We start from the raw sequence: 22726 nt of genomic DNA on the forward strand, positions 1-22726 counted from the left end.
GGAAAGCCGCGATGAACCTTAAAGAATAGGAGAAACACAAAGCCTAAGTTGACGTTGAAGCTCAAGAAAAAAGGAAATCAACCGCGACAAGGTTATAGAACAAAAACACCGCCATGCTGACGCCGATCGTTAGCAACACATTGCCTGTTTTCCAAATCAACAGACCTGTGACCACCGCGCCTATTAAGTATGGGTTTTCAAGGCTTGGCCAAAATGTTTGTTCAGGAGCAAATACAATTGGCCCCCAAATCGCAGTCAGCACCGCTGGGCTTGAATAGCGCAATAGGCGCCTTGCGGTTTGATTGAGTCGAAGCGGGATTGCAGGCTCAAGAAACAAATACCGACTAAAGAAAACAATCGCAGTCATGAGGAATATCGTTAACCAAATCATCTCTATTTCCCCTCCACGATTGTCTTGTTACCGTTGTTTCGCTCTTGGAACGATTCGCTGATAAAGCCCGCTAACATTCCGGCAATCGCTGCAATCATTAGCCCGCCCTCAATATTGTTAACCGACATAGCAACTGAAGTGACCAATGAAACCACCACACATACGACGACAGGCACTGTTCTGATTAATGGAAAAACTAACGCAATAAAGGTTGCTGCGACCGCGAAGTCGAGCCCAATCTCGTTAAGTGATGGAATTTGGCTTCCCGCGACAATGCCAACAAAGCTCGCGATATTCCAAACAAGATAAAAACCGCCGCCTACACCCGCAGCATACCAGCGATTAAATTCATTCTGAGACTGCCCACTACAAATCGCGAACAGCTCATCGGTGAGCCAAAATCCGAGTAATAGACGCCAACGCGCAGGAAGATGGCTAATTTTGTCACGCATCGATACGCTATACAGAAAGTGTCTTGAGGTGATGAACAGTGTGGTCAACAACATAGTGCCTAAACCAATACCCGCTTTGAACATACCCGCAGCGACAAGTTGCGCTGAGCCAGCAAACAAAATAGCCGACATCGCTTGCGCTTGAAGTTGATTCAATCCGGCATCTATCGCATATGAACCGGCTAGAATTCCCCAAGGGATTACCGCAATACTCAAAGGCATTCCCGCTAAAACGCCTTTCCATAACTGTGTTCGTCTATCCATTGTTTCACTATCCATATCATTCTTTTCTCTCTTTACATTCGCTATTCAATGTAAGAAGAGTGGAGTCGGTTCGATTGTACAAACTTGCTCGATTTCGCGAACCAATTAAGGTGTCCGATTTAGAGCATTTTAATGTATTGCCCCGGCGTGTAGCCATTGGCCTTTTTGAAGTGTCGATGAAAATGGCTTTGGTCGTGAAAGCCAGACTCTTGCGCGGTGTCTGAAATGGTATGTCCTTGTTTCAATAACTTACGCGAAAGCCTTAACCGAGATTGGATTTGATACGCATGTGGCGGAAGACCAAACTCTTTTTGAAAAGAACGCACTAAGTGAAACGGACTCAATGCCGCTAACTTAGATAGTTCGTCTAGGGACACATCGGCTTGTGGAAAATCATCTAAGAACTCTTTCACTAAGACAAGCTGGCGCTGAGTTTTCCCATCGAGTTGAGGGTTAAGCGGCGATTTTCCGTGTCGGCTAATCAGTTTAACCAACATTCCGTACATCAAGGTTTCTCTTAACAAGCGATTATCAGATTCATCAATCGTGTTAAAGACTAATCTCAATTGATTGGCGAGTTCAGGATCTTCAACAACCGCTCTTGGGAAATAAGGCGCGCCGTAATTCGGTAGGTTAAGCTCTTGAGTGATCTTGGCAAGTTGCTCTGGGAGTGGATACATGGCTCGATACGCCCAACCGCCTTCAGTGGCAGAGTGACCGCTATGAACTTCGTCGGCATTGACCAGAATAATCGCATCTTGTGGTGCTATATGATGCCCGCCCGTTCGATAGAAACGCTGAGCGCCCTGCTCGATGACTCCCAGCGTATAGCCCTCGTGGCTGTGGCGCGAGAAGTTCTGCTTTTCGTATTCAGCATTAAGAATTTCAAGGCCGCCGAGCTCTTCGGTTATCTTATATTCGGCCTTCTCTTTAGAGCGTTTCTTGTTCTCCATAACAATTCCCAAGCCTGTTAATTATCGAGCGACTTATCAGTCTACTCTATAGGCTCTTTCAGCTTTTGTACAAAATTGCGCTTTTGTTTGTTAATACTGTTTTTATCGTTGGCTTAATAACTCTTTCTAACTGGGAGGAAAGTCTTGGTCTATAACTAGTTGGCGAGAAATTGACAAATTAGTGTGGCAATCATGGCAATACTCTCTTCAAATCATCGGCAATAGACCTGATACAACATGAAAAATACACTGATCCTTTTCTTTTTCCTGAGCCTAGCAGGGTGCACTCATAACCAATCCAAAGCACTGAGCATGAACTCCTCGTCAGTCAATACATATCCTCAATCGATGTCGGACCTGCAACTGTGCGACACCTTGTATTACGGGCGCTCAAGCAACCAGACACTCGCAGCAATTGGCAGTGAATTCAATCGAAGAGGGTTATCAAAAAGTTGGTGTGACACCGAAACTAATAAGCTTTATTTAACCAAGACAATCGATTGGGTTGCTGACCAAGTAGAAGGCAAAGAAGATTCAGAGGAAGAAGCGTCGGCAGTGGTGTTGCCAGCGAATTAGAACGGGTTAGCAATGTTGTTTGCTTATTAGCCGAGCTACCTAGTCAGGACTAGCCGAACTTACTTTATTGTTCAGGCACATCATTGATATGTTGTGACACACGAACTAGCTTACTGGTTTTAAAACCCATGCTCTGCGCCCGTTCAATCAGCGAGTCTAAGTCTTGTTTGGTGAACTCTGCAGTGCGATACAAGATCTGTAAGGTATTTTTGGTAGGACCCACCAACAAAGCCTGAGTGTAATCTTCATTCAAGAAAATTACCTTTCTCTGCTTCTCATAAGGGCTATTCGCTTCGACTGAAAACCACGCTTCGGTTTGAGAGCCCTTAAATGTTGCGGCTTGTTCTTTGGTCTTCCACTCATTCTTTTTCGCGTTGTAGCCTCGAGTTGTCAGCTTAAGATTACCGTCAGATTCAAATAAAAAGCTAAACGACAAAGAACCGAGCTTTGATTGCAATGGATGCGGGATAAAACAAGCGGAATACCATGTACCAGCGAAGCGTTCGGCATCAAAGTCAGAGGCGGGGATTTTAGACGTAGGTTTACTGCCACGAAACGTAAACAACAGCTTAATCATTAGCATCGCTAATATTTTGTATGTCATGTCACTTACTCTTTATTCGATTGTTATTAGACCCACACCTTCGATCGCATAATCAGTCGACGAATTGGTCTGTTTTTACAAGCTTAGCCAACAAGGTCTGTAACTGCTTGGATTCGTCTTCACTCAACGCACTCTGAAACTGCTCGCTGATACTATCGACCATAGGCTCACAATATTCGGCAAGCTTCTTGCCCTCTTCCGTTAAAGAAAGAAGTTTTACCTTTTTGTTCGTTTCACTCTTGCTGGCCTCAATAAGGTTCAGCTTAATCGCGTTATCAACCAAACGCTTGGTCACAGAGCGATTTCGAAGCAAGTAATTGGTTAACTCTTGCTGAGTGATTTTGCCATGCTTATCTAACACTCGAAGCGCACCAAACATCTCTAGAGAAATGCCCGAAGTGGTGCCCATCTCAGCGGTGACTTGAGCTCGAAACTGTTTGTAAGCAAAGCCCATTAAGAACATAGGATTGCTGTCGAGTGCATCAATTCCGGTGATGGATAATGCTGGTTGATTTTCCATATATAATTCCTTGGCAGACCACTAATAATACCAACACGATGGACATTAACTCTGCACGAAAGTAGGTATCTTGCAAACCAAGATCGGTTGCTGAAACATAGAGTTGCAATGGTAGCATAGTTCCTAACATCGCTTCAGTATGCATACCTCGCACGCCACCACGACTGCCGCTGATCCAAATTGCTATCATGGTCACCAAGCTTGTTAGTCCAATGATATACACCCAATTATAGGAGTGTTGCCCCGCTAACAAGGTTACGAAGACCAACGCCAATGCACAACCACCAACGTGGGCTTGTAAACAGTTTTTCACCACCATTTGATAGTTCATGCGTTCACTTTGCGCAGCCGCAATAATCACAGGCATCATACAGAACGTCGCGGCAATCAAATCGACCATCATCAAAAATGCTAAACCAACTCCAAGCATGACCACATATATCACTCGCTGCTGGTACGTCACAGGAACACTTTGCATTGGCAGCGGCGACATCGCTTTGGGCGGCTTTAAGAACAGCATCACAAATCTCACCACAACCATGGTCGTCACCATGCTCACTGCTATATCGCGAACCCAGTCCGTCATCGGCATTGGGCCATGTTGTGCAAACACAATCACCAAAAACCAATTGAGCAATGGGATGTAGATTTTCCCAAGTTTGGCAGGCGTGTCGGCCCACCTTCTTGCTAAATCAAATACCCATAAACTGATCCCCCAAACCACTGCCGGGTGTGAGGCAAATAACTGATCGACAAGCAGAGCCACACAAGCGACACCCAAGATAGGGAGAAACGCTTTGAGCATACCTCTCACTGAGTAGTCGTTAATCTTGGTCGCCGCCATTACCGGATAAAGAGCGAGGTACGCCGCAACACCTAGCTGTAGCCAAAGTTGAGCCAACATACCCAAAGACACGATAGCGCTGATCCAAGCTACTTCAGACCAGTTAATCGGGCCTCGAACTTCGTTATTCATAATCTGCCTCTTAGGTCGTAAATCGTTATTTCGTCAGTGGGTAGTCAGTTAGTCGATGATTGAAGAGCACAGTTAAACTAGGTAACGAATGCGAGCTAGCACTTCCATCCATGCACTTCCGATCACATCCCAAAACGTCGCTTCAGGCACCACCATCACGCTCACTTTAGAGCCTGAGAACAATGAGTGATCAAGTGACGGCAACGTTACTTGTGTACGCACTTTTTGTTGGTCTCGAATCCAGCGATCATCATTCACGACTTTCGCGAGGCCGCTGTTGTCGCTGCTCGCATCATAGATAGCCAGTTCACGACCTTGAATATTTCCCTCAAACACCTCACCAGGCATTGCATCAAACACCAAACGAACGGTTGTTCCCGCAGTCAGATTTGCACTGCCCTTTTCGTTGAAGTCTGCGTTAATCCAAGCATGCTGGCGATCAACCAAAAACAAAACGGGGCTGCCAGCGCCAACATAGGTTCCTGAGTTAAGGTTGAGATTGCTGATTACGCCATCAACAGGCGCGACGATTGTCGTTTTGTCCAAATCCAATTGCGCCAGTTCAACGCGAGTTCGAGCAACAGCCAAAGCACCGTTGTCGCTGCTTTTCTCAAGCTCAGCTTTTATCTGCTCAATATCGGCTTGCGCAGCTTCGACGGCTTGCTGTCTTACAATCGTGTCCGATCGGCTATCGTCTAGCGTTTCTTGGCTAACAAGTTTTCTCGAAATCAATTGCTGGTTACGCTTCAATTTTCTCTCGGCATTCAGAGCTTCGTGTTGGCGCTGACGTAACGTCGCTTCCGCGCCATGCAAGTGCTGCTTGTTTGCTTCATAGCTTTGCTCTGCTTCAACCAAAGCCGCTTCAGCCTGAGTTAACGCCAATTCAAAACGAGTTGGATCTAAGCGAACTAGCAGTTCCCCTTTTTTTACATCCTGACCATTCTTAACAGCCAACTCCACCACTGGCGCCGACACTTCTGCAGCAATACGGCTGGTTGGAATGTGCAATTGAGCTTGAGTTGTGAACGGCGCAAGGTTGTCACTTGCCACCAAGAAAAGAGCAAACAAGGCACTGGTGCCAAGTGTTAGATAGAGCATCCATTGATACGCTTTATTAGCCATAATGTTTCACCTGCAACAAAATAATGCGCTCATTGTATTGATTTTTGTTTCAGATGCAACATAAATCAAAGGTGAGTATCTTAAAGATCTTGCGAGAAGTACAGCAAGCTACTGTTTATGAAAGATATAAATAGAAATTTAGATAAGAAGAAGTCGTGTAGTTAGTTTGGGAAGCAAGAGTTCCAGAAGTTATCTAATGCCTTTGCTCACAATGATATGCATTAACATTGACATTCTTTAACATTTGATTAACCAACTTATCCATTAAAACTATAAGGAAATAAAAATGAAGTGGATATTTGTTGTATTCGTCAGTGTTTTCTCAGTATTTACTTACGCAAAAGATTGGAAGCAAATCCGATTTACGGTGGAAGGAGCATACCCACCATTCAGCTGGACAACGCAAGATGGTGAATTAGAGGGGTTTGAAGTCGATTTAGCCAACGCCTTGTGTGTCGAATTAGAAGTAAAATGTATCATCTCAAAAACTGACTGGGACGGGATTATCCCTTCGCTTTTAAGCCGTAAAAACGATGCAATTATAGCGGCTATGACAATTACCGAAGAACGTGAAAAGAAAGTTAACTTCACGATGCCTTACGCTAAAGTTCCCACTCGTTTTGTCATGGAAAAAGGGCGTGAAATCAATATGGATGACGGCAGCTTAAATGAACTAACAATTGGAGTTCAGCGCGCTACCATTGGTGACAAATACCTTTCCGAGATCTACCCAAATGTAGATATCAAGCGTTATGGATCATTCGACGAAGCCTTTACCGATTTACTCAACGGGCGCCTAGATAGCGTGTTTGGTGGTTCTATGGGACTCAATACGGGCTTTCTTGAAACGGAGCAAGGTAAGGACTACCACTTTACGGGTCCTAAATTTACAGAAGAAAAATGGTTCGGGCGTGGTATTGGTGTCGCGGTACGAAAACAAGATAATGAACTCAAAGATCTTAGTGATGACGGTATCCAGCGCTTGATCGACAATGGTCAGCATCAAAAAATCGCAAGTAAGTATTTTTCATACAGCATTTACGAATAGTTTGGTATGCAGTGTGGACTAAACTAATTGCGAACTGTGTTCACTTTAGAAAGCATCAGATAGCAAAAAGCCGCTCATAAAGAGCGGCTTTTTTAAGGTGATGCTTGCAACATAAGTCTTCATAACGAGAACCAACTATCAATAAGTTAAAATACTATTTGCAACATAAGTTCGCATAACATTGCATCAAAAGTCTGCAAATTTGAACAACGACTAAAATTCAACGTAGTAAAATTACCACACTCCAACTAATCCTATAGAAAGATATAGTGGACATGCGTGTAACAAGTTTTTGGACCGCAACCAATTAGGCATTCACGCCAACGTCAACTAAGTAAATTTCAACAGCCAGACAGAGATGTGCAGATGGACACGGCAAAGACAGAAACCTACCTTATAATACCGTCGAGCTCACAACCGTTTCTTCCGACCTTACCATCGAGGAGTATCCGTATACTTTTGTGGTGTTATGATGATAGAGGAATCTAAGCAAAGCTATTATTAATAACAACTTGCAATACGCGTAATAATTTGAAGTAAATAACTACGCAAAACCAAAGGCTATCCTATTTTACCTCCAATCTACTACTCACGACTCGGCGAGATAGAAATGGCAAAAACCGCTAATACAAAGCAATAATTCATTCACTATACAACACCATGATGGCGCTATTAAACAGTTCCGATATCCAAACCGGAGTGTACTGAAACTATCAGTACAGCACGGAATAATTTTACCCAACGGTGTAAGTATTGACTAACTCATAATTTTATAATGAACCTATTGCATAATTCATTAATTAATGCAATGTTAGACGATAGTTCAATATAGGAGAATTATTAAGTGTATCAGCGACTTAAAGAGCGTCATAGACGGGAACGAGAATCCTACCCACAATCCCTTTCATTACGCGTCCATCGAGCTTTGAGCTGGCTTAATAAAGCGGAGCAATGTGAAGATTATGACTCTCAGTTTATATTCCTTTGGATAGCTTTCAACGCAGCTTACGCTCAGAGCTTTGACTCTAGGCCTGATTTTAGTGAACGCGGTCTATATCAAGAGTTTGTGGCAAAAATAGAGCGCTTAGATACATCGAAGAAGTTATCTGAAATCGTCTGGTCTCAATATTCTACGTCTATCAGGCTGATCTTAAACAATGAGTTTATTTTACAAGCTTTTTGGAAATTTCAGTCTGGACAAATCACTGAAGAGCAATGGAAGCAAGAACAGTGGAATGCCAAAGCCGCAGCAAATAGTGCACTGGCGAGTGGAGATACAACTACGGTTTTGAGTATCGTTTTTTCAAGGCTCTACACTCTGAGAAACCAAATACTTCACGGCGGTGCTACATACAACAGTCAAGCAAATCGTGAGCAACTGCGTGATTGCACCTCATTGTTATCCAATATAGTACCCACCATCATTGAACTTATGATGGATGGTAACAAAGAGTTATGGGGTGACGCGGTATATCCGTTAGTACAAGCATAGGCAGAAAAATAGCTCAGTATCTTGCTCAAATAATAGTGTGAAAAAGATCACAGCAATGAAATGAATGAGGAAAAGTGAATACGCAGGCTTCCCAAGAGACACAACCTGTCCACACCTCGCTGTATATTTCACACTATCAATCAAACTCTAGGTATAACGTCAATTTATGAAGAGCCATATCCTTGCCAATCGTTTAGCCGACATAACTGCGAGGGCATACGCTGGGCAGTCCTTATGTATCAAGGATTTGGCTGAACAATATCAGGTAAGCACGAAAACAATACGCAGAGACTTTGACCGCTTATGCGCCATACTCGAACGTTGCCCAGAAACTGGACACTACCACCTGTCGATATCAGCTAGGAGCCAGTACAACGAACAAGATCTTGTTCGTTTGATTGATGATCTTGGGTTAAAAAAAGCGCTTCCTCTCAAAGCCGCTCAATTTCTTCGAAGATTTGTCAATGACTTGAATAATGATTGCTATCACTTTCAGGAGCAACCTCTTGAAGCAGACTTTATTTCGTCGCTTCATAGCTCCTTTGAGGCTGCAATTAAAAATCGACGAAACGTTAGCTTCTTATACAAAGATAAATCACGGACAGTTTCGCCATACCTCATGGTTTACAGCCATGGTAGTTGGTATTTAGCGGCAATATCAGAAGGAGTAGTGAAAACTTTTTCACTTGCACGCATCAAGTTCATTTGTGTTCAAAAAGAACATTTTGAGTATGACACGTCAGTCGTCGAAAAAATTAAAGAGCAAGACACTATTTGGTTTGGACATTCTACCTTTAACGTCACCTTAGAAGTGTCTCGTGAAATTGCCTTTTATTTCGAACGTAAAGCCCTACTTCCTAGTCAAAAAATCATAGAAAAAAAGCCTGATGGTTCTCTTGTTATTGCAACTTCAGTATGGAGTTACAACCAAGTGGCCCCAGTTATTCAGTATTGGATACCTAATATCCGAGTTATATCTCCTTGTGAGCTCAATACCTACATACGAAAAAATTTAACGTCTTGGATAGACCAAACAAACAACGAAACGGAAAGCGCAGTATCATGAAGAACAAAACAAAAAACATACTCGTAGCCGCCTCCATGAGTGCAGGGAAAACTTCGCTTATTAATGCTCTTCTCGGGAAAGAGTTGTTACCAACAGGCAATGAAGCAACAACCACCAAAGTCGCACGCATAACCGTAGGTACTAAAACAAAGCCAAGCGCAAAAGCTTATTCCCACACGGGAGCCATCTTTGAATCAACCCAAAATCCTTGTGACGAACAAATAAAAATATGGAACAGTTCTGATCAAATCAGCGCTTTTGAAGTAGTCATTCCACATTCAGGAAACAAGCTGCACTCAATGTTAGCGGGGCACACATTGATTGACACTCCCGGCGCCAACAACAGCAGGGACAAGAGACACAAAAAGCAGTTTATTAACGCGATAAAAGCTTACCCGAAAAGTCCGATTCTTTACGTTCTTAATGCGACCCAACTAGGCACAACCGATGACGCTGAGATCATTCGCACGATTCGAGAAACCAACCCAAAACAACCCGTCATTTTTGCACTGAATAAAGTGGATTCTTTAGACGAAGAAAAGGGAGAGACCGCCAAGCACTATGTCTCTTTAGCACAAAAATATTTAGAAGGCCTTGGTTACAAAAAACCTAAGATCATACCACTCATGGCACAGCCTGCTTTGATAGCAAAAAAATCGCTCAATCTCGTCCAGCTAAGGCGTACAGAGCGAAATATTCTCGCGGCTGAATTGGCACGTTTTCGAGAAAAACCTTTTCACTTTAACAGTGCTGCTTCGGCACCATTTGCACTAAAAAAGAACGTTCGAAAAAGGCTGGCGAGAGCCTCAAAGCAGTCAGAACCCACGTTCGGTCAAGGCGAGTTGAACGCCTTCATTGATTACACCGGTTTGAGCTTGGTGAATGCTCTCATTATTAACGTAGCCTAGACCTGCTTGTTTAAAACATTTTATCTTATATAAAAACGAGACTTTACTATGAATAACATTGCTATAACGCATAACCCGTTTTTAGTAGAAACTGAATTTCTCATTAATGGTCACTCGCCATCTGAAAGCTCGAATATCACGGCATATAGCTCCAAGAGATTGCAGCTTTGGGTAGAGCAGATTTTTGATGACTTGCAGGCACTTTTTAACGGCAGCAAAGACTTCTTTATTGAGTTCACAGGCGTCGAATCCGACTTTAATGACATTGAAGAAGCAAAGCGAAAAGCTACACAAAATGGAATGAACATTGAGTTAGCGTTCAATCCTATTGCGCCAGCAGAAGAGCGCCTTGAAAAAATCAAAGCCCTAATGACACGTGTCAGCGAAGAGTCGCCAAAGTTTGCCGACTACCTAGCGAATAGCGATTTAAAAGCCAAGCAAGACTTCGAAGACGCATTGAACAATGATTTTGACGCGTATGTGGTCGCCACCATGTCTTCAGGCAAATCCACCTTTATTAACGCGGTGCTAGGACAAGACTTGCTGCCTGCAGCGAACGAAGCAACCACCGCGACCATTGCCCACATTTTCGACGACAAAACCCAAGGCGACGCTTTTTACGGCGAACGTTTCGACAGCAATGGCAATCTCATTGAGCACAATGACGCCGTTGACTTGGCAACAATGAAGGCGTGGAACGCTGACAGTGAAACCAAAACCATCACGTTGAACGGCAATATCCGCGCTATCAAAGAAAACAACAATGTCCGTCTCGTGCTGACCGACACCCCAGGGCCGAATAACAGTCAAGATCCTGAACACCAGCGCACGACATTAGGTTTTATCCAGGATTCGAAGCGTAATCCACTCATTATCTATGTGTTGAATGCGACACAGTTGGGCACTAACGACGATGCTCAGTTGCTAAGACTTGTTGCTGACACAATGAGCAAAGGCGGTAAACAAAGTAAGGACCGCTTCCTGTTTGTGGTGAACAAGATGGACATGTTCGACCCCGAACGCGATGAGAACATTGAAGAAGCGCTAAATCGCGTGAAAAGCTACCTCGAAGAGAACGGCATTCACGATCCTAACCTCTTCCCTGTTTCCGCACGTATGGCCTACCTGCTGCGTAAGCAAGGTGAATTAACTCGTGCAGAGCGTAACGACAAAACAAACATTGCCGACCTGTTGCTGGAAGAGCCAAGCATGGCGTTCCCGCAATATATGTCAGTCAGCACCTCTGTCATGTCTGCGATGCAGGAAAAGACGCAACATGATGAAGCTTTACAAGACCAATCCATGTGGCGCGCTCTGCTCAACAGTGGCTTACCGGGTGTTGAAGCAGTTATCGATGAGTACATCAATAAATACAGCTTCCCAATGCGATTAAACCGCGCGCATTTGGCCATGACTGCGGCTATCGAGTGTGGAATGCAAGAAGCAGAGTTAATCAAACAATTAGAGATTGATGAGCAAACGCTTTCGATACTTCAGTCAGAAATTCAAAGCCTAAAGGCGCGTCGTAATCAGGGCTTCAATACACAGGCCTACAAAGAGCAACTCAAACAAGAAGGCCGCGACCTGCCAATGGACGTGCACAATGCTCTGAATGATTTAGAAATAGACATCCTCACACGTATTGGGGAGTTGGGCGACTTGTTTATCGGTGATGTCTGTATCAGAGAGGCTGAGTCCAAAATCGATGTTGCGTCTAAAGACATTAAGTTTCTGTTTAATCGCAGTATTAATGAGTACGAGAAGGCATTCCTGAGCTCACAAGAAATTATTAAACAGGAGTTGCATCAAGAGTATCAAAATCATGTAGCGCAACTGTTTCCTGAGAGTCGCACATTGGAGTTGCCCGTATTTCAGTCACTGAAGAAATCTATAAGCTCTTTCTCTCTCAATATTGAATTGAAGAGTGATGAAGTGCAAACCAAAAAAGTGGTGGTTGATTCATACGAAAGAAGTACTTCGACTTGGTATAAACCTTGGACTTGGGGAGATACTGAGACAGTTAAAGTATATGGCGATAAAGAATATGTTGATCTTCCAGAACTTTGGAAGGAGCGGATTATCGCAATCCGCAATCAGTTTGTTTCCTTAAAGGGCGACGCTGTTCAACGTATTAGAGAAGACAAGGACAAGCTGATTGATAACTACCTTGCCTTCTTGGAAGGCGAATTTAGCACCAAGTTTGCAGCCATTCTCGCCGATCTAGAACAAAAAGTTGAGAACCAAACTCAGCGCGAAAACGCCATTGCTCAAGCAAAAACTGATATCGACGAGATTCGCGCTATCAAGCAAGAGCTGGAAGCCATCTTACTGTTTTAACTCGTTACTGACCCACTGAGAACATCAGTGGGTTTTTAGAGGCCAAATACCATGACAGCATCCACGGAGCTTGTTGCGCCAAATCTAACAGCCGCAGAGTTTAAAGCAAAAATCATCGACTTTATAAAAAGCAGGGATTTTAAAGCGGAGTTGCTCCGCCAAATATTGCCAGCTCTGCCGAATGACAAACGCGAGCTTTTGGAAAAATACCGAACCAATACCAACACGGATCCAATTAGTGAAGACAGTTATAAGTGGGAACGTGAGGGGGGAACCTATTTCGCCTTGCAACTCCATATGGCAGAAGAAAATTTCTGTTTAGAACGATTAGAGCACCTTATTAAGGTGAAAAGTCACTTAACGGAACGAGGTATTGCTGGTTTTTCCCGTCCTGCCTTCAGTTTGACAACAACCCACGAAGAAGTAAAAAGTACAAAGGAAAATACAATGAGCGCTGATTTTTTATCTGTCGATTTAACAGGATTTACCCCATCCCGCTCACTAAGCAACAGCGTGAATAGTGGTGACCTTTCCTCTGTTCGCATTTCATTATTTATGGAAATGAATGATAAGCGCCTATCAACGGCAGTTATTACCCAAGCCATAGCTTGGACACTCTCTAAATATCCAACCCTTTTTGTTGTTTATGAAGAAAACGCATATTCCCAGCAGATGGTACAAGATAAGGTGAAGTGGGACAGTCACTACTACCACGCACAAGAGCTTTATGCGACATCCAATTTCTCATTGGAACGCATTCGCCATATGGTCTCAGTGCGTGAACATGTGTTTAAAATTGCGCAAGATGACGCTCGCTCTGCAACATTGCCAAAAATACAACCACAAGTTACGACGACAAAAACCACACCACGTCAACTGCATCAATCAACAGGAAGTATTCAAGTAACTAGGGCTAAACCTGAGAACAACGTTCTGAAATCCTTGCTGTTGATTGGTGGGGTTGTAGCAGCTATCGCCCTAGTCATTCTAGCTGTCATTGTTTAGTGGGGCTCATGATGGATCTATCTACGACTGAAAGTGAATACCTTATGTCTCAGACTGGGTTAACTCCCGCACAACAAGAGGCGCTGACAACGCTCTCGACTGCGCATGCATTGGTTAACAAAAGCTACCTTGCTGAACTCAAACACTATGATGTGTTGCAGGTGGAAAACCAACAAAGCGTTCCACTTAACCGAGGTGGCGATGTACGCATTTTTCGCGTGGAACGTCTGGTACAGGAAAACAAACAATCCGTACTAGAAAGCACCACCGCCGCTTACACTGCATTGGGTGCAGCCGGATACACTGTGTTCCTTTTCCTAAAATCTGACGGACAAGAGACACTGCTCTACATTGGTACACGTGGTGAACCAGGGAAAATGCTAGGTCAAAACTCGGGAGACTTATTGCAAGAGACTTTCAAAGGTCATTTCCCGGGCAGCAAGCTTTCACCACTTAATGGCAATGATGTTGACGCCTTGTTGGATGAACTTAGTGCGGACAATGCTTACAAAACAGTCACTGCAGTAAGCAGCGTGCCGGGCCTTTCTACCGAAGATCAGACCCACTTTATGCAAGGGCTAGAGCGATTTATCGATGCCGCAGAAAACCGCACTTATGAGGGGCTGATCCTCGCCGAGCCGGTTTCTATGCAAGCATTGAATACCGTGCGTACAGGATATGAGCAGGTGGCGACTCAGCTTTCCGCTCTGTCAAATCGCCAATACAGCTATGGCATTCAGGACAGCGATGCTATTAACCTCAGTATCAGCGAAGGACTAAGCCACTCTCTGGGCGAAAGCCTCGGACTTACCGAAACAACTGGCACCAGTGAAAGTACAACGACATCGACTTCCCATTCTCACACCACCAATGAAAGTAAATCCTCGCCAAACAAAAAGGATAGAGTCATTGGAATGGGAGCGATGGCAATCGGCTCTGCTGTAGGCTCTCTCGCTGGACCTTTAGGGTTCATGGTTGGTGGACAAGTTGGAGGACAAGTGGCAAGCATGTTCCAAACAACAGATACAGTTGGCTCCTCAGAGTCTACCTCAACGAGTGAAAGCAGTAGTCATTCGACCAACCAGTCGATGGCAACGAGTGCCACAACAACAGAAACAGACACACATAGCACGACCAACACCAAAGGCCTTACGCAAACCCACGGCTCAACACAACAAGTGAGTTTTGAGACAGCGGACAAAGGCATTTTGAATATGTTGGAGAAGGTCGACCACCATCTAAATCGTATCAACGAGGCAAAAAGCCACGGTGGCTGGCTCAGTACCGCTTACTTTGTCAGCGACAGCACCGCCTCCAGTGAAGCCTTGTCTAGTATTTTCTTGGGCCTCACCCGCGGAACTCAGTCGTCCATGGAAGATTTTGCTCTGACGACATGGGCAGGCAAAAAAGCCAATACAATAACGCAATGGCTGGGGCAGCTCATGCACCCTCGACTTGAGCCGAGTTTTGCAGAGAATACTCACATCCCACACCTCACTCCAGCTACCTTGGTATCGAGCAAGGAAATGGCACTGCAACTAAGCCTTCCTCGCCGCTCTACATCTACCGTCGTGGTGCAGGAAACTGCTGCATTTGGCAGGAAAGTGCAATCGCTGAACGCTGACGTCGCTAACACCAACTCGCGAACTATTTCATTGGGTCAAGTACGCCACTTGTGGACCGACTTGCCCCAGACTGTGGAATTAGACCTTGACCAACTGACAAGCCATGCCCTAATCACTGGCTCAACAGGTTCCGGCAAAAGTAATACGGTTTACGCACTATTGGATCAAGCAATACAGCAAGACATTCCATTCTTGATCATTGAGCCGGCAAAGGGTGAGTACAAGCACGTCTTTGGAAATCGCTCAGATGTGCGTGTTTTGGGCACAAACGACCGATTTACAGAGCTTCTGAAAATCAATCCGTTTTCCTTCCCTGAGCAAACCCATGTACTTGAACATGTAGATCGATTGATTGAAGTGTTTAACGTCTGTTGGCCGATGTATGCCGCCATGCCTGCTCTTCTCAAAGACGCAGTACTGAGAAGCTATCAAGCTTGCGGTTGGGATTTGCGCGATTCAACCTCAATCTGCAGCTTACGGCTTTTCCCAACGTTTACTGACTTACTCATACAGCTCGAGACAGTGATATCGCAATCGGCTTACTCAGACGAAATGAAGAGTAACTATACCGGCGCATTGGTCACTCGTGTTCGCTCACTAGTAAACGGGCTGAACGGCCAAATCTTTGCTGCCGATGAAATCAGTAATGAAGAGCTTTTTGACCATAATGTGATCATAGATCTAAGCCGAATTGGGTCTCAAGAAACCAAGTCCCTTTTGATGGGGCTGTTGGTGATCAGACTTGGTGAATTCCGAGCTGAACATATGCTAATGAATCAGCCTCTTAAGCACATTACTGTTTTGGAGGAGGCGCACCACATATTGAGAGCAACACCATCCAACAATGGAGCTGAAGGTGGCAGCGTTGCCGAGAAATCGGTAGAAATGCTGTCTAATGCTATTGCCGAAATGCGAACTTATGGCGAAGGATTCATCATTGCCGATCAGTCACCATCTGCGGTCCATATTTCAGCTATTCGAAATACCAACACTAAAATCCTGATGCGCTTACCCGATGAAGCAGACCGCTTGTTGGCAGGTAAGTCTGCGGCACTAACGGATGAGCAAGTAGACGAACTCGCGAGGCTTCCAAAAGGCGTTGCTGTTGTATATCAAAATGAATGGTTGGAAGCCGTTCTTTGTAAGGTGAATTACTTCGGCACTGATAGCCAACCTTTCAAATATACCGCCCGTTCAGCTGAAGCATGGCAAGAGTCGACATTCCGCTCTCGACTCCTAGACTGGCTTCTTTCGCCTCGATGCCAACAACAAACTAAGGTTTCGGCTGAATGTCTATTGAAAGAACTGAATATCAGCAGTTTACCTACCCAGGTCAAAGTTGATGTCATTACTTGCATGCATCAGCTCAAAAAAAATGGCCTATTGCCAATACATAAAGACGATAACTTCATGACGCTGTCTAAGCTAGCTAAGGCGGTTTTGGAATGTGAAGAAGAACTCAATACAATGATTGTTGAATCTAGCGATATTGCACAATTTCATAACAGTGTCACCCAGTTCATTTTAGGTAAAGTAGGATCTGCATCCAACGCAATGGCGTTGACAATCGCCCAGTGTTTACTCAAAACCTTGGTAATAAAAGGTGAAGAGTACGTACAACTCTATGCTGCATGGAATAATCATATCACCAAGGAAACTTCATGATGACGGACATTTCTCGTTTCAAAGAAGTACTATCTGACGTTCGTCCGCCACTTTTTGAGTCATTTGAGCAGACAACACTGACAAAGGAAGAGCTCAACGAACTTGACACTCCCATTACAGAAAGGGTCAATGCTCGGGAGGCTTTAACACCACTCAATAATGAGTCCAAAGAAGAACTTACAGAAAATGGCTACTCTGGCGACGTAATCGAGGCAATAGGCAGCGAAGAAGAAGCGAAAATTTACACCGATGCAGAGTTAGAATGTTCTAAGGTGAATGGCAAAGATGCGCTAGTTCGAACTGATATCGACTTAGACGCCACAGATGATTTCGGAAGAACAAACTTGGAGCGAATGGAAAGCGGAAAGCCTCCTCTAGACACGAACGGTAAGCCAATTGAACTCCATCATATAGGGCAAACCGCAGACGCGCCATTGGCAGAACTCACGAAATCAGAGCACATGAGTAACGGAAACGACTCTGTATTACATGACAAAACAAAAGAATCAGAAATTGATCGAACAAGTTTTCAAAAAGAGCGCGCCGAACACTGGCAAGCGCGTGCTGAAGATATAAAACGAAACTTTGGAACTAACAATGAATAAGCTACTTAAGTTAATTGCGGAAAATCAAGCAGACACGCTGCCCGCAACTGAGGAACGAATCACGCAAGCAGAGTCGGATCTAGGTATCACATTTACCGATGAATACCACTCGTATCTGAAAAACGTAGGTGTTTTATCTTTTGGTTTTGTTGAAACTTACGGGTTAGGCGTACCCGATACTTCGTTTTTAAATATTGTGAATGCACTAAGTGAGTTTCGAGCGATCAACAACTTCCCGTTATCTATGGTTCCTATTGCGGATATTGGCGATGGACATTACTACATGTATGACAATCGTACTCAGAATATCGTCGTCGTCTCACTACCAGGTATAGGTATAAAAATAATTTGTTCAGACTTAGAGGCATTTCTTATTGACCTTACTTTTAACTAAAGTCGACCCCTTCAATAGTTTAACCGCTTTTGAAGGGGGAATTAGGGCTAAACCTACCTCAGCTATGACTGGTGATCGCTGCTTCTGTTGCTAATTTGAGCTTTGTGATTTTATCACTAGTCATCTCAAAGCTACTGTCATATTTGTGCGTTGAAGCAACTCGAAGTTGGCGCTCGACAGACATCAGATCACCAATAACTCTACGTAACTTAGCTGCTGACATACGAATCTGTTTCATTATTTGCATCACTGACGCCCCTGAAACGATAACGCAACCACTCATGGTGTAATACTTTGCATTGAGAATCATTTCAAACTCTCGGATACAACTATTAGCAACAAGCAGCTCATCAATAGTTAAGCTGTCAAAGTAGCTCTCAACATGCGCTGATCGTTCTATCTCGCGATAAGCCTCCCTTAGCTTTTGGGCTTGATCATCTAGTTGACCAATAATAATATTCGCTAATTCATAGTTTTCATCTGATAGATAAAATTCGTCATTTTTATACTCTGATTCTTCCAGACGAAGTGCCATAACTTTAGCAATGATATCGCTTATACTATCATTAGCACTGCCATCAAAAGCTGCCTTGATAATTTTACTCATACCGTGTCTCTTGTTTACTACAACCTCAAAAGTATTATAGGGATATGTTGGTAAAATGATAAGCCTGGCTAATTCAACCTATGAAGATTCTGGAAACTTCCGTGTTAAAAAACACCTCGGATAAAATCGACCAACTAATAAAAAACCATCAAGCCTAAACATGATGGTTTTGATTCTTAACTGCTTGCTCAGCAGGCTGGTTGCTTTCTTCCTGGCCTATTCTTAGCTGCCTATGCGGCAGGACACTGTTAACTATAGTCGCTAAGCTGTTAATTCCACGGGTTTTACATCGCAAATCCATAAAATACCCTTTTTCTTCTTACTTCTGTAAGTCCTTGTTTTTAAATCTCTAAAAACGGGCTGTCAAAAAAGGGTCAAACACGTAACTCTGGAACCGTGCCTTTTCTCTCTTGATTGGTGGCTAAACCATAACTATTAAAGTTTGCTGCATCGCGCTCACTAACAAGCTCCTTTTGTACAAACAAAATATAATCTTCCCCAGATGAACCGCTGGAGATTGGGATTCGATGAAAACTGTCGATGACCCGCTCTTCATTAGTGACTGGTAACGATGGTTCAACACCAGCTAGTTCGGCTCTCGCCATACTGCGTTTGATTCGGCGTTTTTTGGAACCCAAAAAACTTTTCCCGATCGTTTGGTTACGGGTAAACCTCACCTCTGCCGCAGTGTCAGGCACCTCATAAACACTAGAAATCTCAAACAAACCTTCATTTACCATCAAAGAAAAATAGGGCTGAAAAGAGAGTCCAATCATCATCTCTTTATCTTCAGCAACAAAGGCTATGGTTTGACCAACCGTAACATCACTCCAGTCGGGAAAGCTCACACCTATTTTATTTATGGCTTGTCGGTTATTGACCATAAACAAGTGCATTTGGGATATACACCGTCCTGCCAATAATTCATGGTCGGCTTGTGCAGGCATGTAACGTATTAAGAAATAGTAACGCTTAGTCATATCTATCCCTTACTTCGCTTTAGAACAATTGAATAGGCCGCCTTTGATCAAGACAGACATGATGAAGTGCACATCATTTGGGATGACTTGAGAAGCTGTCATACTTTCAATCCAGTTCTCTGTATTTCTGAGCAGTTGATAGAAATCATTTCCATGGGACACGTGTCGCCTTGCTATAACGTATTCTCGATCTGCCCCATATTCGTTCACTCTTAATGGTTTATCTGCGTTTTCATGCCACCAATCGTCAATCGATTGCAACGCTGCACCAATTTTTTGACCATGAAATGCAACAGTTTCCTTTCCGTTCAATAGTTCGACGGTAGCTAACTGCTTAGTAGGAACACCATCTTCTCGGCTATCTAAAAACTCTTGGCTTGGGTAAACCTCATCTCCCCAACCAACTCCGATTTTAGCTTTGACATCCATATAGAAATATTCGGTCGGATCGGAAAGGGCTCGCATCAAATAGGCGGTGAGCTTTTCTAGGCATTCTGCTGAAGCCTCATCCCAATGACCATACCAAGAAAGCTTTGTTGCGTTTTCTACAATCAAGGTTTCTGAATCACTGGTGGTCACTTCTATCGACAGCTTTCGACACTCCCTGTTTCTCCAAAGCCAACGGCCAAGCAGTATATTCTTCGCGTATCGATGAGCGAGCTCCTGATACCCATTGAGCTCTTTATAAGTATTAGCCAGTAACGAAAGTTTACTGCGCACTTCATCGTCACTACAGATATCAGGGGTTAGAGAATTGGCTCGAATTCGAAGCGGGAATGCACAGTAGATATCATCGACACCTGGCTTTACGTAACACTCTTCGATGAACTGAGGATTGGAGTGAGCTAAATCTTGTGGAGCAACATTCTTTGCTACGAACTTGCCCCCTTTATACGCTTCTGCATAACCACCTTTTGGTGCGCGCAACCTAGTTCTATCAACTTCAAGGGGACACATCTCACCACTTTTAGATAGATAGTAGAAATATGCTTTGCCAGCAGAGAGTGATCGAACGTAGTTCAGCTGAGTGCAAAGTTCCATAAACGATTAATCCCTATAGTTTTTTATAAGAATAGTTTCGCTACTGCATTCTATCGACCAAAAGGCGTGGTTTAAAAAGTGATCTCTTCCACTAAAGCGCACTTCTATCGGGTTTACTCGCTGAGCAAGCCCTATCACATTCTCTGCATAAGCGTGACAACTGGTGATTGAGTTGTCCCGTTTAGCTGGACGCTCTAACAAATGGTAGCCGATGGAAGCTGGCAAATTATCAGCGTCTTTCGTTATTAAACGCTCTAGCTCATCAAAATCACTCGGCTGATTTTCACTTGGATATAACCATCGCCCGTATGCTGGTAACCCTTTTATGGCATAGAAAAGCTCGCTCCTGCTGGTAAATGTCCTTAGCCACTCAATCTGCGTCGATAGCTGTGGTTGGTATAATGCCCCTCCGGCGAAAGCGACTGGAAGTGCCGTTTTAAGCGCGGACTTAAAATCTGAAATTCGGCTGTCACTATGGACTCTGATAACTAAGTCTATTTCTAGGTCCGCCAATCGTTCACTACGAATGGTTGGTCGCTTAGCGTTCGAAACCGTTCGCGCTTTGGCGACTGAGTTGGGTTCGGTAAGCTTCGCTGTCGGTTGAATCTTCTCGCTTCGAACATAAAAAGAGAAACTCGAAAACTCAAACGGGGAATCACTATTAACTAGCTTATTAAACTCTCTTTGGTAATGGTGCATGAAACCCCAAATAGCCGTCAAAGAAGGAGCACCACACAGATATGGGCTGCTCATTGCGACAGCATCTTGCACTCTCATTGATGACAAATAGATATACTGCTCACCCGTTACCTTATCTTCATTGCCATTTGGTTTACTGAGCTGTTCAAGTATCCATACGATTTGGGCTTTGACGACCTGCATTAGCTTAGGATGATAGGCAAACTTGGCGGCATACTTGTTATTCTGAAACGCGAGATGTAAGCAACGGTTAAACTCACTAGCTAAAGAGCCTAGACCCGATTCTGGTAGCGCCAAAAAGGCCTGAGCTAAAGTGTCATCATGTTCCAATTGCTGTTGATTAAGGTCAGCATCAACGATATTTCTTAACTCAATTAATGGCAGCATCCACAAGGCTATCTGCTTTCGCAATATCTTACTTCTGACCTTACGAGCGCTATCCCTTTGCTTCTGTGTTTTTGATGGTTCTGATCCAATTAAGTGATTTAACACCTGACAAATTTTGGCGTTAGTTACCTGATAGTCATCAAAGTAGTGACCACTCTTTTGGCGACTTTCAGTTAACGTCCCACCTTTCGATGGTTTGGCTTCTAGCGGGTAGTTTAGGACTTTCATATGCCCACCTAAACTGCCACACAGATTCCCGATACTTGCCGAGTTTGGCAGCGATGAAGACACAAAGCAGAGCTTACTCTCTCGACTTCTCGATCTCACTTCTAACTCTCTTTGGATGGCATGGCTGACCACTGGGGTCACCGAAATATAACCATCCTCCCAAGGAAACCGTAGCTGCTTACTGTAAGAACTGACACTATCGGGAAAATGATTATCAGGGAGCTGCTTGTCAATTGTATGTTTTAAGCGAGCGAGTGACTTAGCACCTAACCCAAATTCTTTGAGCAGCTCAACCCAAACAGGGGTTTCTTGCTGAATAAGTAAAAGAAGACTCACGGGCTGTGATTGCCAACTAAAAGGATTCAATAACCACAATGTATGGCGATACACTGCAGAGTTATGCGCCCACCCCAAGCGTTGCTCTAATACTGCGCTTGAAATAAATGCTTCGGTTGTCACAAGAGGCTGTGCAATTATTCGCTGATCTTTAACTCGGCAGTCTGGAAACTTGAGATTATGAGTGTGGAACCATTTGATCTCATCAAGGGACGCCTCAAGGTTCTCAGGCGCTTTTAAATGCCTTTTAGCACGGGCTACATCCAACCAATCAGAACACCTATCGGCTTGATGGCTTGAACTGAGATTAAGCAAGATCGTTAACGCTTCTTTTTCACACCCTTCAACACAGACATCTTCCGTATAAGGCATGAACATCTTCTTTAACGTAATCTGCTTTACTGTCTCGTCTTCAATTGCTAATAAGTCTCTTAATTTCGTCATA

General features: G+C 43.9%; 21 protein-coding genes. 10 read left to right on the forward strand and 11 right to left on the reverse strand.

Going from position 1 to position 22726, the window contains the following annotated elements; genetic code table 11:
• Positions 1-61: 61 nt before the first annotated feature.
• From AB4307_RS18770 to AB4307_RS18780, 3 genes are all read right to left on the reverse strand, one after another.
• On the reverse strand, positions 62-391 hold the full coding sequence (locus tag AB4307_RS18770) for a branched-chain amino acid transport AzlD family protein (RefSeq protein ID WP_029235696.1): 330 nt from the start codon (positions 389-391) through the stop codon (positions 62-64).
• A gap of 2 nt (positions 392-393) precedes the next feature.
• A complete protein-coding gene (locus tag AB4307_RS18775; RefSeq protein ID WP_372132922.1) occupies positions 394-1122 on the reverse strand; it encodes an AzlC family ABC transporter permease in 729 nt (242 codons plus the stop codon).
• A gap of 104 nt (positions 1123-1226) precedes the next feature.
• On the reverse strand, positions 1227-2060 hold the full coding sequence (locus tag AB4307_RS18780) for an AraC family transcriptional regulator (RefSeq protein WP_372132925.1): 834 nt from the start codon (positions 2058-2060) through the stop codon (positions 1227-1229).
• A 237-nt stretch (positions 2061-2297) separates the two neighbouring features.
• Here AB4307_RS18780 and AB4307_RS18785 point away from each other — a divergent pair, with 237 nt between their 5' ends.
• Positions 2298-2636: a hypothetical protein gene (locus tag AB4307_RS18785; protein ID WP_081324485.1), complete on the forward strand. Its 339-nt coding sequence runs from the start codon at positions 2298-2300 to the stop codon at positions 2634-2636.
• Positions 2637-2700: 64 nt separating this feature from the next.
• Here the strand turns inward: AB4307_RS18785 and AB4307_RS18790 are convergent, their stop codons facing one another.
• The 4 genes from AB4307_RS18790 to AB4307_RS18805 form a co-directional block, all read right to left on the reverse strand.
• Positions 2701-3240, reverse strand: coding sequence for a lipocalin family protein (locus AB4307_RS18790; protein ID WP_017062226.1), 540 nt, complete (start codon positions 3238-3240; stop codon positions 2701-2703).
• Positions 3241-3292: 52 nt separating this feature from the next.
• A complete protein-coding gene (locus tag AB4307_RS18795; protein WP_017062227.1) occupies positions 3293-3760 on the reverse strand; it encodes a MarR family winged helix-turn-helix transcriptional regulator in 468 nt (155 codons plus the stop codon).
• Positions 3723-4736 (reverse strand): DUF2955 domain-containing protein, encoded by a 1014-nt coding sequence (locus AB4307_RS18800; protein ID WP_017070267.1) that lies wholly within the window; start codon positions 4734-4736, stop codon positions 3723-3725. Before AB4307_RS18800 ends, AB4307_RS18795 begins: the two co-directional genes overlap by 38 nt.
• Positions 4737-4808: 72 nt before the next feature.
• On the reverse strand, positions 4809-5858 hold the full coding sequence (locus tag AB4307_RS18805; protein WP_017062229.1) for an HlyD family secretion protein: 1050 nt from the start codon (positions 5856-5858) through the stop codon (positions 4809-4811).
• Positions 5859-6144: 286 nt separating this feature from the next.
• On the opposite strand from AB4307_RS18805, the gene AB4307_RS18810 reads away from it, so the two are divergent.
• From AB4307_RS18810 to AB4307_RS18850, 9 genes are all read left to right on the forward strand, one after another.
• On the forward strand, positions 6145-6906 hold the full coding sequence (locus AB4307_RS18810) for a transporter substrate-binding domain-containing protein (RefSeq protein WP_372132927.1): 762 nt from the start codon (positions 6145-6147) through the stop codon (positions 6904-6906).
• 844 nt (positions 6907-7750) lie between these two features.
• Positions 7751-8398, forward strand: a complete 648-nt coding sequence (locus AB4307_RS18815; RefSeq protein WP_048668995.1) for a HEPN domain-containing protein — start codon at positions 7751-7753, stop codon at positions 8396-8398.
• Positions 8399-8564: 166 nt separating this feature from the next.
• Positions 8565-9464, forward strand: a complete 900-nt coding sequence (locus AB4307_RS18820; RefSeq protein ID WP_372132930.1) for a helix-turn-helix transcriptional regulator — start codon at positions 8565-8567, stop codon at positions 9462-9464.
• A complete protein-coding gene (locus AB4307_RS18825) occupies positions 9461-10372 on the forward strand; it encodes a dynamin family protein (RefSeq protein ID WP_372132933.1) in 912 nt (303 codons plus the stop codon). Before AB4307_RS18820 ends, AB4307_RS18825 begins: the two co-directional genes overlap by 4 nt.
• A 48-nt stretch (positions 10373-10420) precedes the next feature.
• Entirely contained in the window at positions 10421-12709 is a 2289-nt protein-coding gene (locus tag AB4307_RS18830) for a dynamin family protein (protein WP_372132936.1), read from the forward strand.
• A gap of 51 nt (positions 12710-12760) precedes the next feature.
• Positions 12761-13714, forward strand: a complete 954-nt coding sequence (locus AB4307_RS18835; protein ID WP_372132939.1) for a hypothetical protein — start codon at positions 12761-12763, stop codon at positions 13712-13714.
• Positions 13715-13722: 8 nt separating this feature from the next.
• The gene (locus AB4307_RS18840; RefSeq protein WP_372132942.1) at positions 13723-17004 is read left to right on the forward strand and encodes an ATP-binding protein; all 3282 of its coding nucleotides are present in this window, start codon (positions 13723-13725) and stop codon (positions 17002-17004) included.
• Positions 17001-17609, forward strand: coding sequence for an HNH/ENDO VII family nuclease (locus tag AB4307_RS18845; protein WP_372132945.1), 609 nt, complete (start codon positions 17001-17003; stop codon positions 17607-17609). The genes AB4307_RS18840 and AB4307_RS18845 overlap by 4 nt, the downstream gene beginning before the upstream one ends.
• Positions 17602-18003 (forward strand): SMI1/KNR4 family protein, encoded by a 402-nt coding sequence (locus tag AB4307_RS18850; protein WP_102491536.1) that lies wholly within the window; start codon positions 17602-17604, stop codon positions 18001-18003. Before AB4307_RS18845 ends, AB4307_RS18850 begins: the two co-directional genes overlap by 8 nt.
• 58 nt (positions 18004-18061) lie before the next feature.
• Here AB4307_RS18850 and AB4307_RS18855 read toward each other — a convergent pair whose 3' ends face one another.
• From AB4307_RS18855 to AB4307_RS18870, 4 genes are all read right to left on the reverse strand, one after another.
• Complete coding sequence (locus AB4307_RS18855; RefSeq protein ID WP_372132947.1) at positions 18062-18610, reverse strand: hypothetical protein; 549 nt, start codon at positions 18608-18610, stop codon at positions 18062-18064.
• Positions 18611-18984: 374 nt separating this feature from the next.
• Positions 18985-19590: a type I-F CRISPR-associated endoribonuclease Cas6/Csy4 gene (gene cas6f / locus AB4307_RS18860; protein WP_372132949.1), complete on the reverse strand. Its 606-nt coding sequence runs from the start codon at positions 19588-19590 to the stop codon at positions 18985-18987.
• A gap of 9 nt (positions 19591-19599) precedes the next feature.
• Positions 19600-20631 carry a type I-F CRISPR-associated protein Csy3 gene (csy3, locus tag AB4307_RS18865; protein WP_146491745.1) on the reverse strand — a complete coding sequence of 344 codons (1032 nt, stop codon included), beginning with the start codon at positions 20629-20631 and terminating at the stop codon, positions 19600-19602.
• 6 nt (positions 20632-20637) lie between these two features.
• A complete protein-coding gene (locus AB4307_RS18870; protein WP_372132953.1) occupies positions 20638-22725 on the reverse strand; it encodes a type I-F CRISPR-associated protein Csy2 in 2088 nt (695 codons plus the stop codon).
• Position 22726 lies beyond the last annotated feature (1 nt).

The sequence above is a fragment of the Vibrio sp. 10N.261.52.C2 genome (assembly GCF_041471425.1).
In the GTDB taxonomy this organism is placed as follows: domain Bacteria; phylum Pseudomonadota; class Gammaproteobacteria; order Enterobacterales; family Vibrionaceae; genus Vibrio; species Vibrio crassostreae_C.

What these genes read in the sequence shown, in the direction of transcription:
- AB4307_RS18770 (WP_029235696.1), bottom strand. Translation starts at nt 391, where the DNA reads ATGATTTGGTTAACGATATTCCTCATGACTGCGATTGTTTTCTTTAGT.
- AB4307_RS18775 (WP_372132922.1), bottom strand. Translation starts at nt 1,122, where the DNA reads ATGGATAGTGAAACAATGGATAGACGAACACAGTTATGGAAAGGCGTT.
- AB4307_RS18780 (WP_372132925.1), bottom strand. Translation starts at nt 2,060, where the DNA reads ATGGAGAACAAGAAACGCTCTAAAGAGAAGGCCGAATATAAGATAACC.
- AB4307_RS18785 (WP_081324485.1), top strand. Translation starts at nt 2,298, where the DNA reads ATGAAAAATACACTGATCCTTTTCTTTTTCCTGAGCCTAGCAGGGTGC.
- AB4307_RS18790 (WP_017062226.1), bottom strand. Translation starts at nt 3,240, where the DNA reads ATGACATACAAAATATTAGCGATGCTAATGATTAAGCTGTTGTTTACG.
- AB4307_RS18795 (WP_017062227.1), bottom strand. Translation starts at nt 3,760, where the DNA reads ATGGAAAATCAACCAGCATTATCCATCACCGGAATTGATGCACTCGAC.
- AB4307_RS18800 (WP_017070267.1), bottom strand. Translation starts at nt 4,736, where the DNA reads ATGAATAACGAAGTTCGAGGCCCGATTAACTGGTCTGAAGTAGCTTGG.
- AB4307_RS18805 (WP_017062229.1), bottom strand. Translation starts at nt 5,858, where the DNA reads ATGGCTAATAAAGCGTATCAATGGATGCTCTATCTAACACTTGGCACC.
- AB4307_RS18810 (WP_372132927.1), top strand. Translation starts at nt 6,145, where the DNA reads ATGAAGTGGATATTTGTTGTATTCGTCAGTGTTTTCTCAGTATTTACT.
- AB4307_RS18820 (WP_372132930.1), top strand. Translation starts at nt 8,565, where the DNA reads ATGAAGAGCCATATCCTTGCCAATCGTTTAGCCGACATAACTGCGAGG.
- AB4307_RS18825 (WP_372132933.1), top strand. Translation starts at nt 9,461, where the DNA reads ATGAAGAACAAAACAAAAAACATACTCGTAGCCGCCTCCATGAGTGCA.
- AB4307_RS18830 (WP_372132936.1), top strand. Translation starts at nt 10,421, where the DNA reads ATGAATAACATTGCTATAACGCATAACCCGTTTTTAGTAGAAACTGAA.
- AB4307_RS18835 (WP_372132939.1), top strand. Translation starts at nt 12,761, where the DNA reads ATGACAGCATCCACGGAGCTTGTTGCGCCAAATCTAACAGCCGCAGAG.
- AB4307_RS18840 (WP_372132942.1), top strand. Translation starts at nt 13,723, where the DNA reads ATGATGGATCTATCTACGACTGAAAGTGAATACCTTATGTCTCAGACT.
- AB4307_RS18845 (WP_372132945.1), top strand. Translation starts at nt 17,001, where the DNA reads ATGATGACGGACATTTCTCGTTTCAAAGAAGTACTATCTGACGTTCGT.
- AB4307_RS18850 (WP_102491536.1), top strand. Translation starts at nt 17,602, where the DNA reads ATGAATAAGCTACTTAAGTTAATTGCGGAAAATCAAGCAGACACGCTG.
- AB4307_RS18855 (WP_372132947.1), bottom strand. Translation starts at nt 18,610, where the DNA reads ATGAGTAAAATTATCAAGGCAGCTTTTGATGGCAGTGCTAATGATAGT.
- cas6f (WP_372132949.1), bottom strand. Translation starts at nt 19,590, where the DNA reads ATGACTAAGCGTTACTATTTCTTAATACGTTACATGCCTGCACAAGCC.
- csy3 (WP_146491745.1), bottom strand. Translation starts at nt 20,631, where the DNA reads ATGGAACTTTGCACTCAGCTGAACTACGTTCGATCACTCTCTGCTGGC.
- AB4307_RS18870 (WP_372132953.1), bottom strand. Translation starts at nt 22,725, where the DNA reads ATGACGAAATTAAGAGACTTATTAGCAATTGAAGACGAGACAGTAAAG.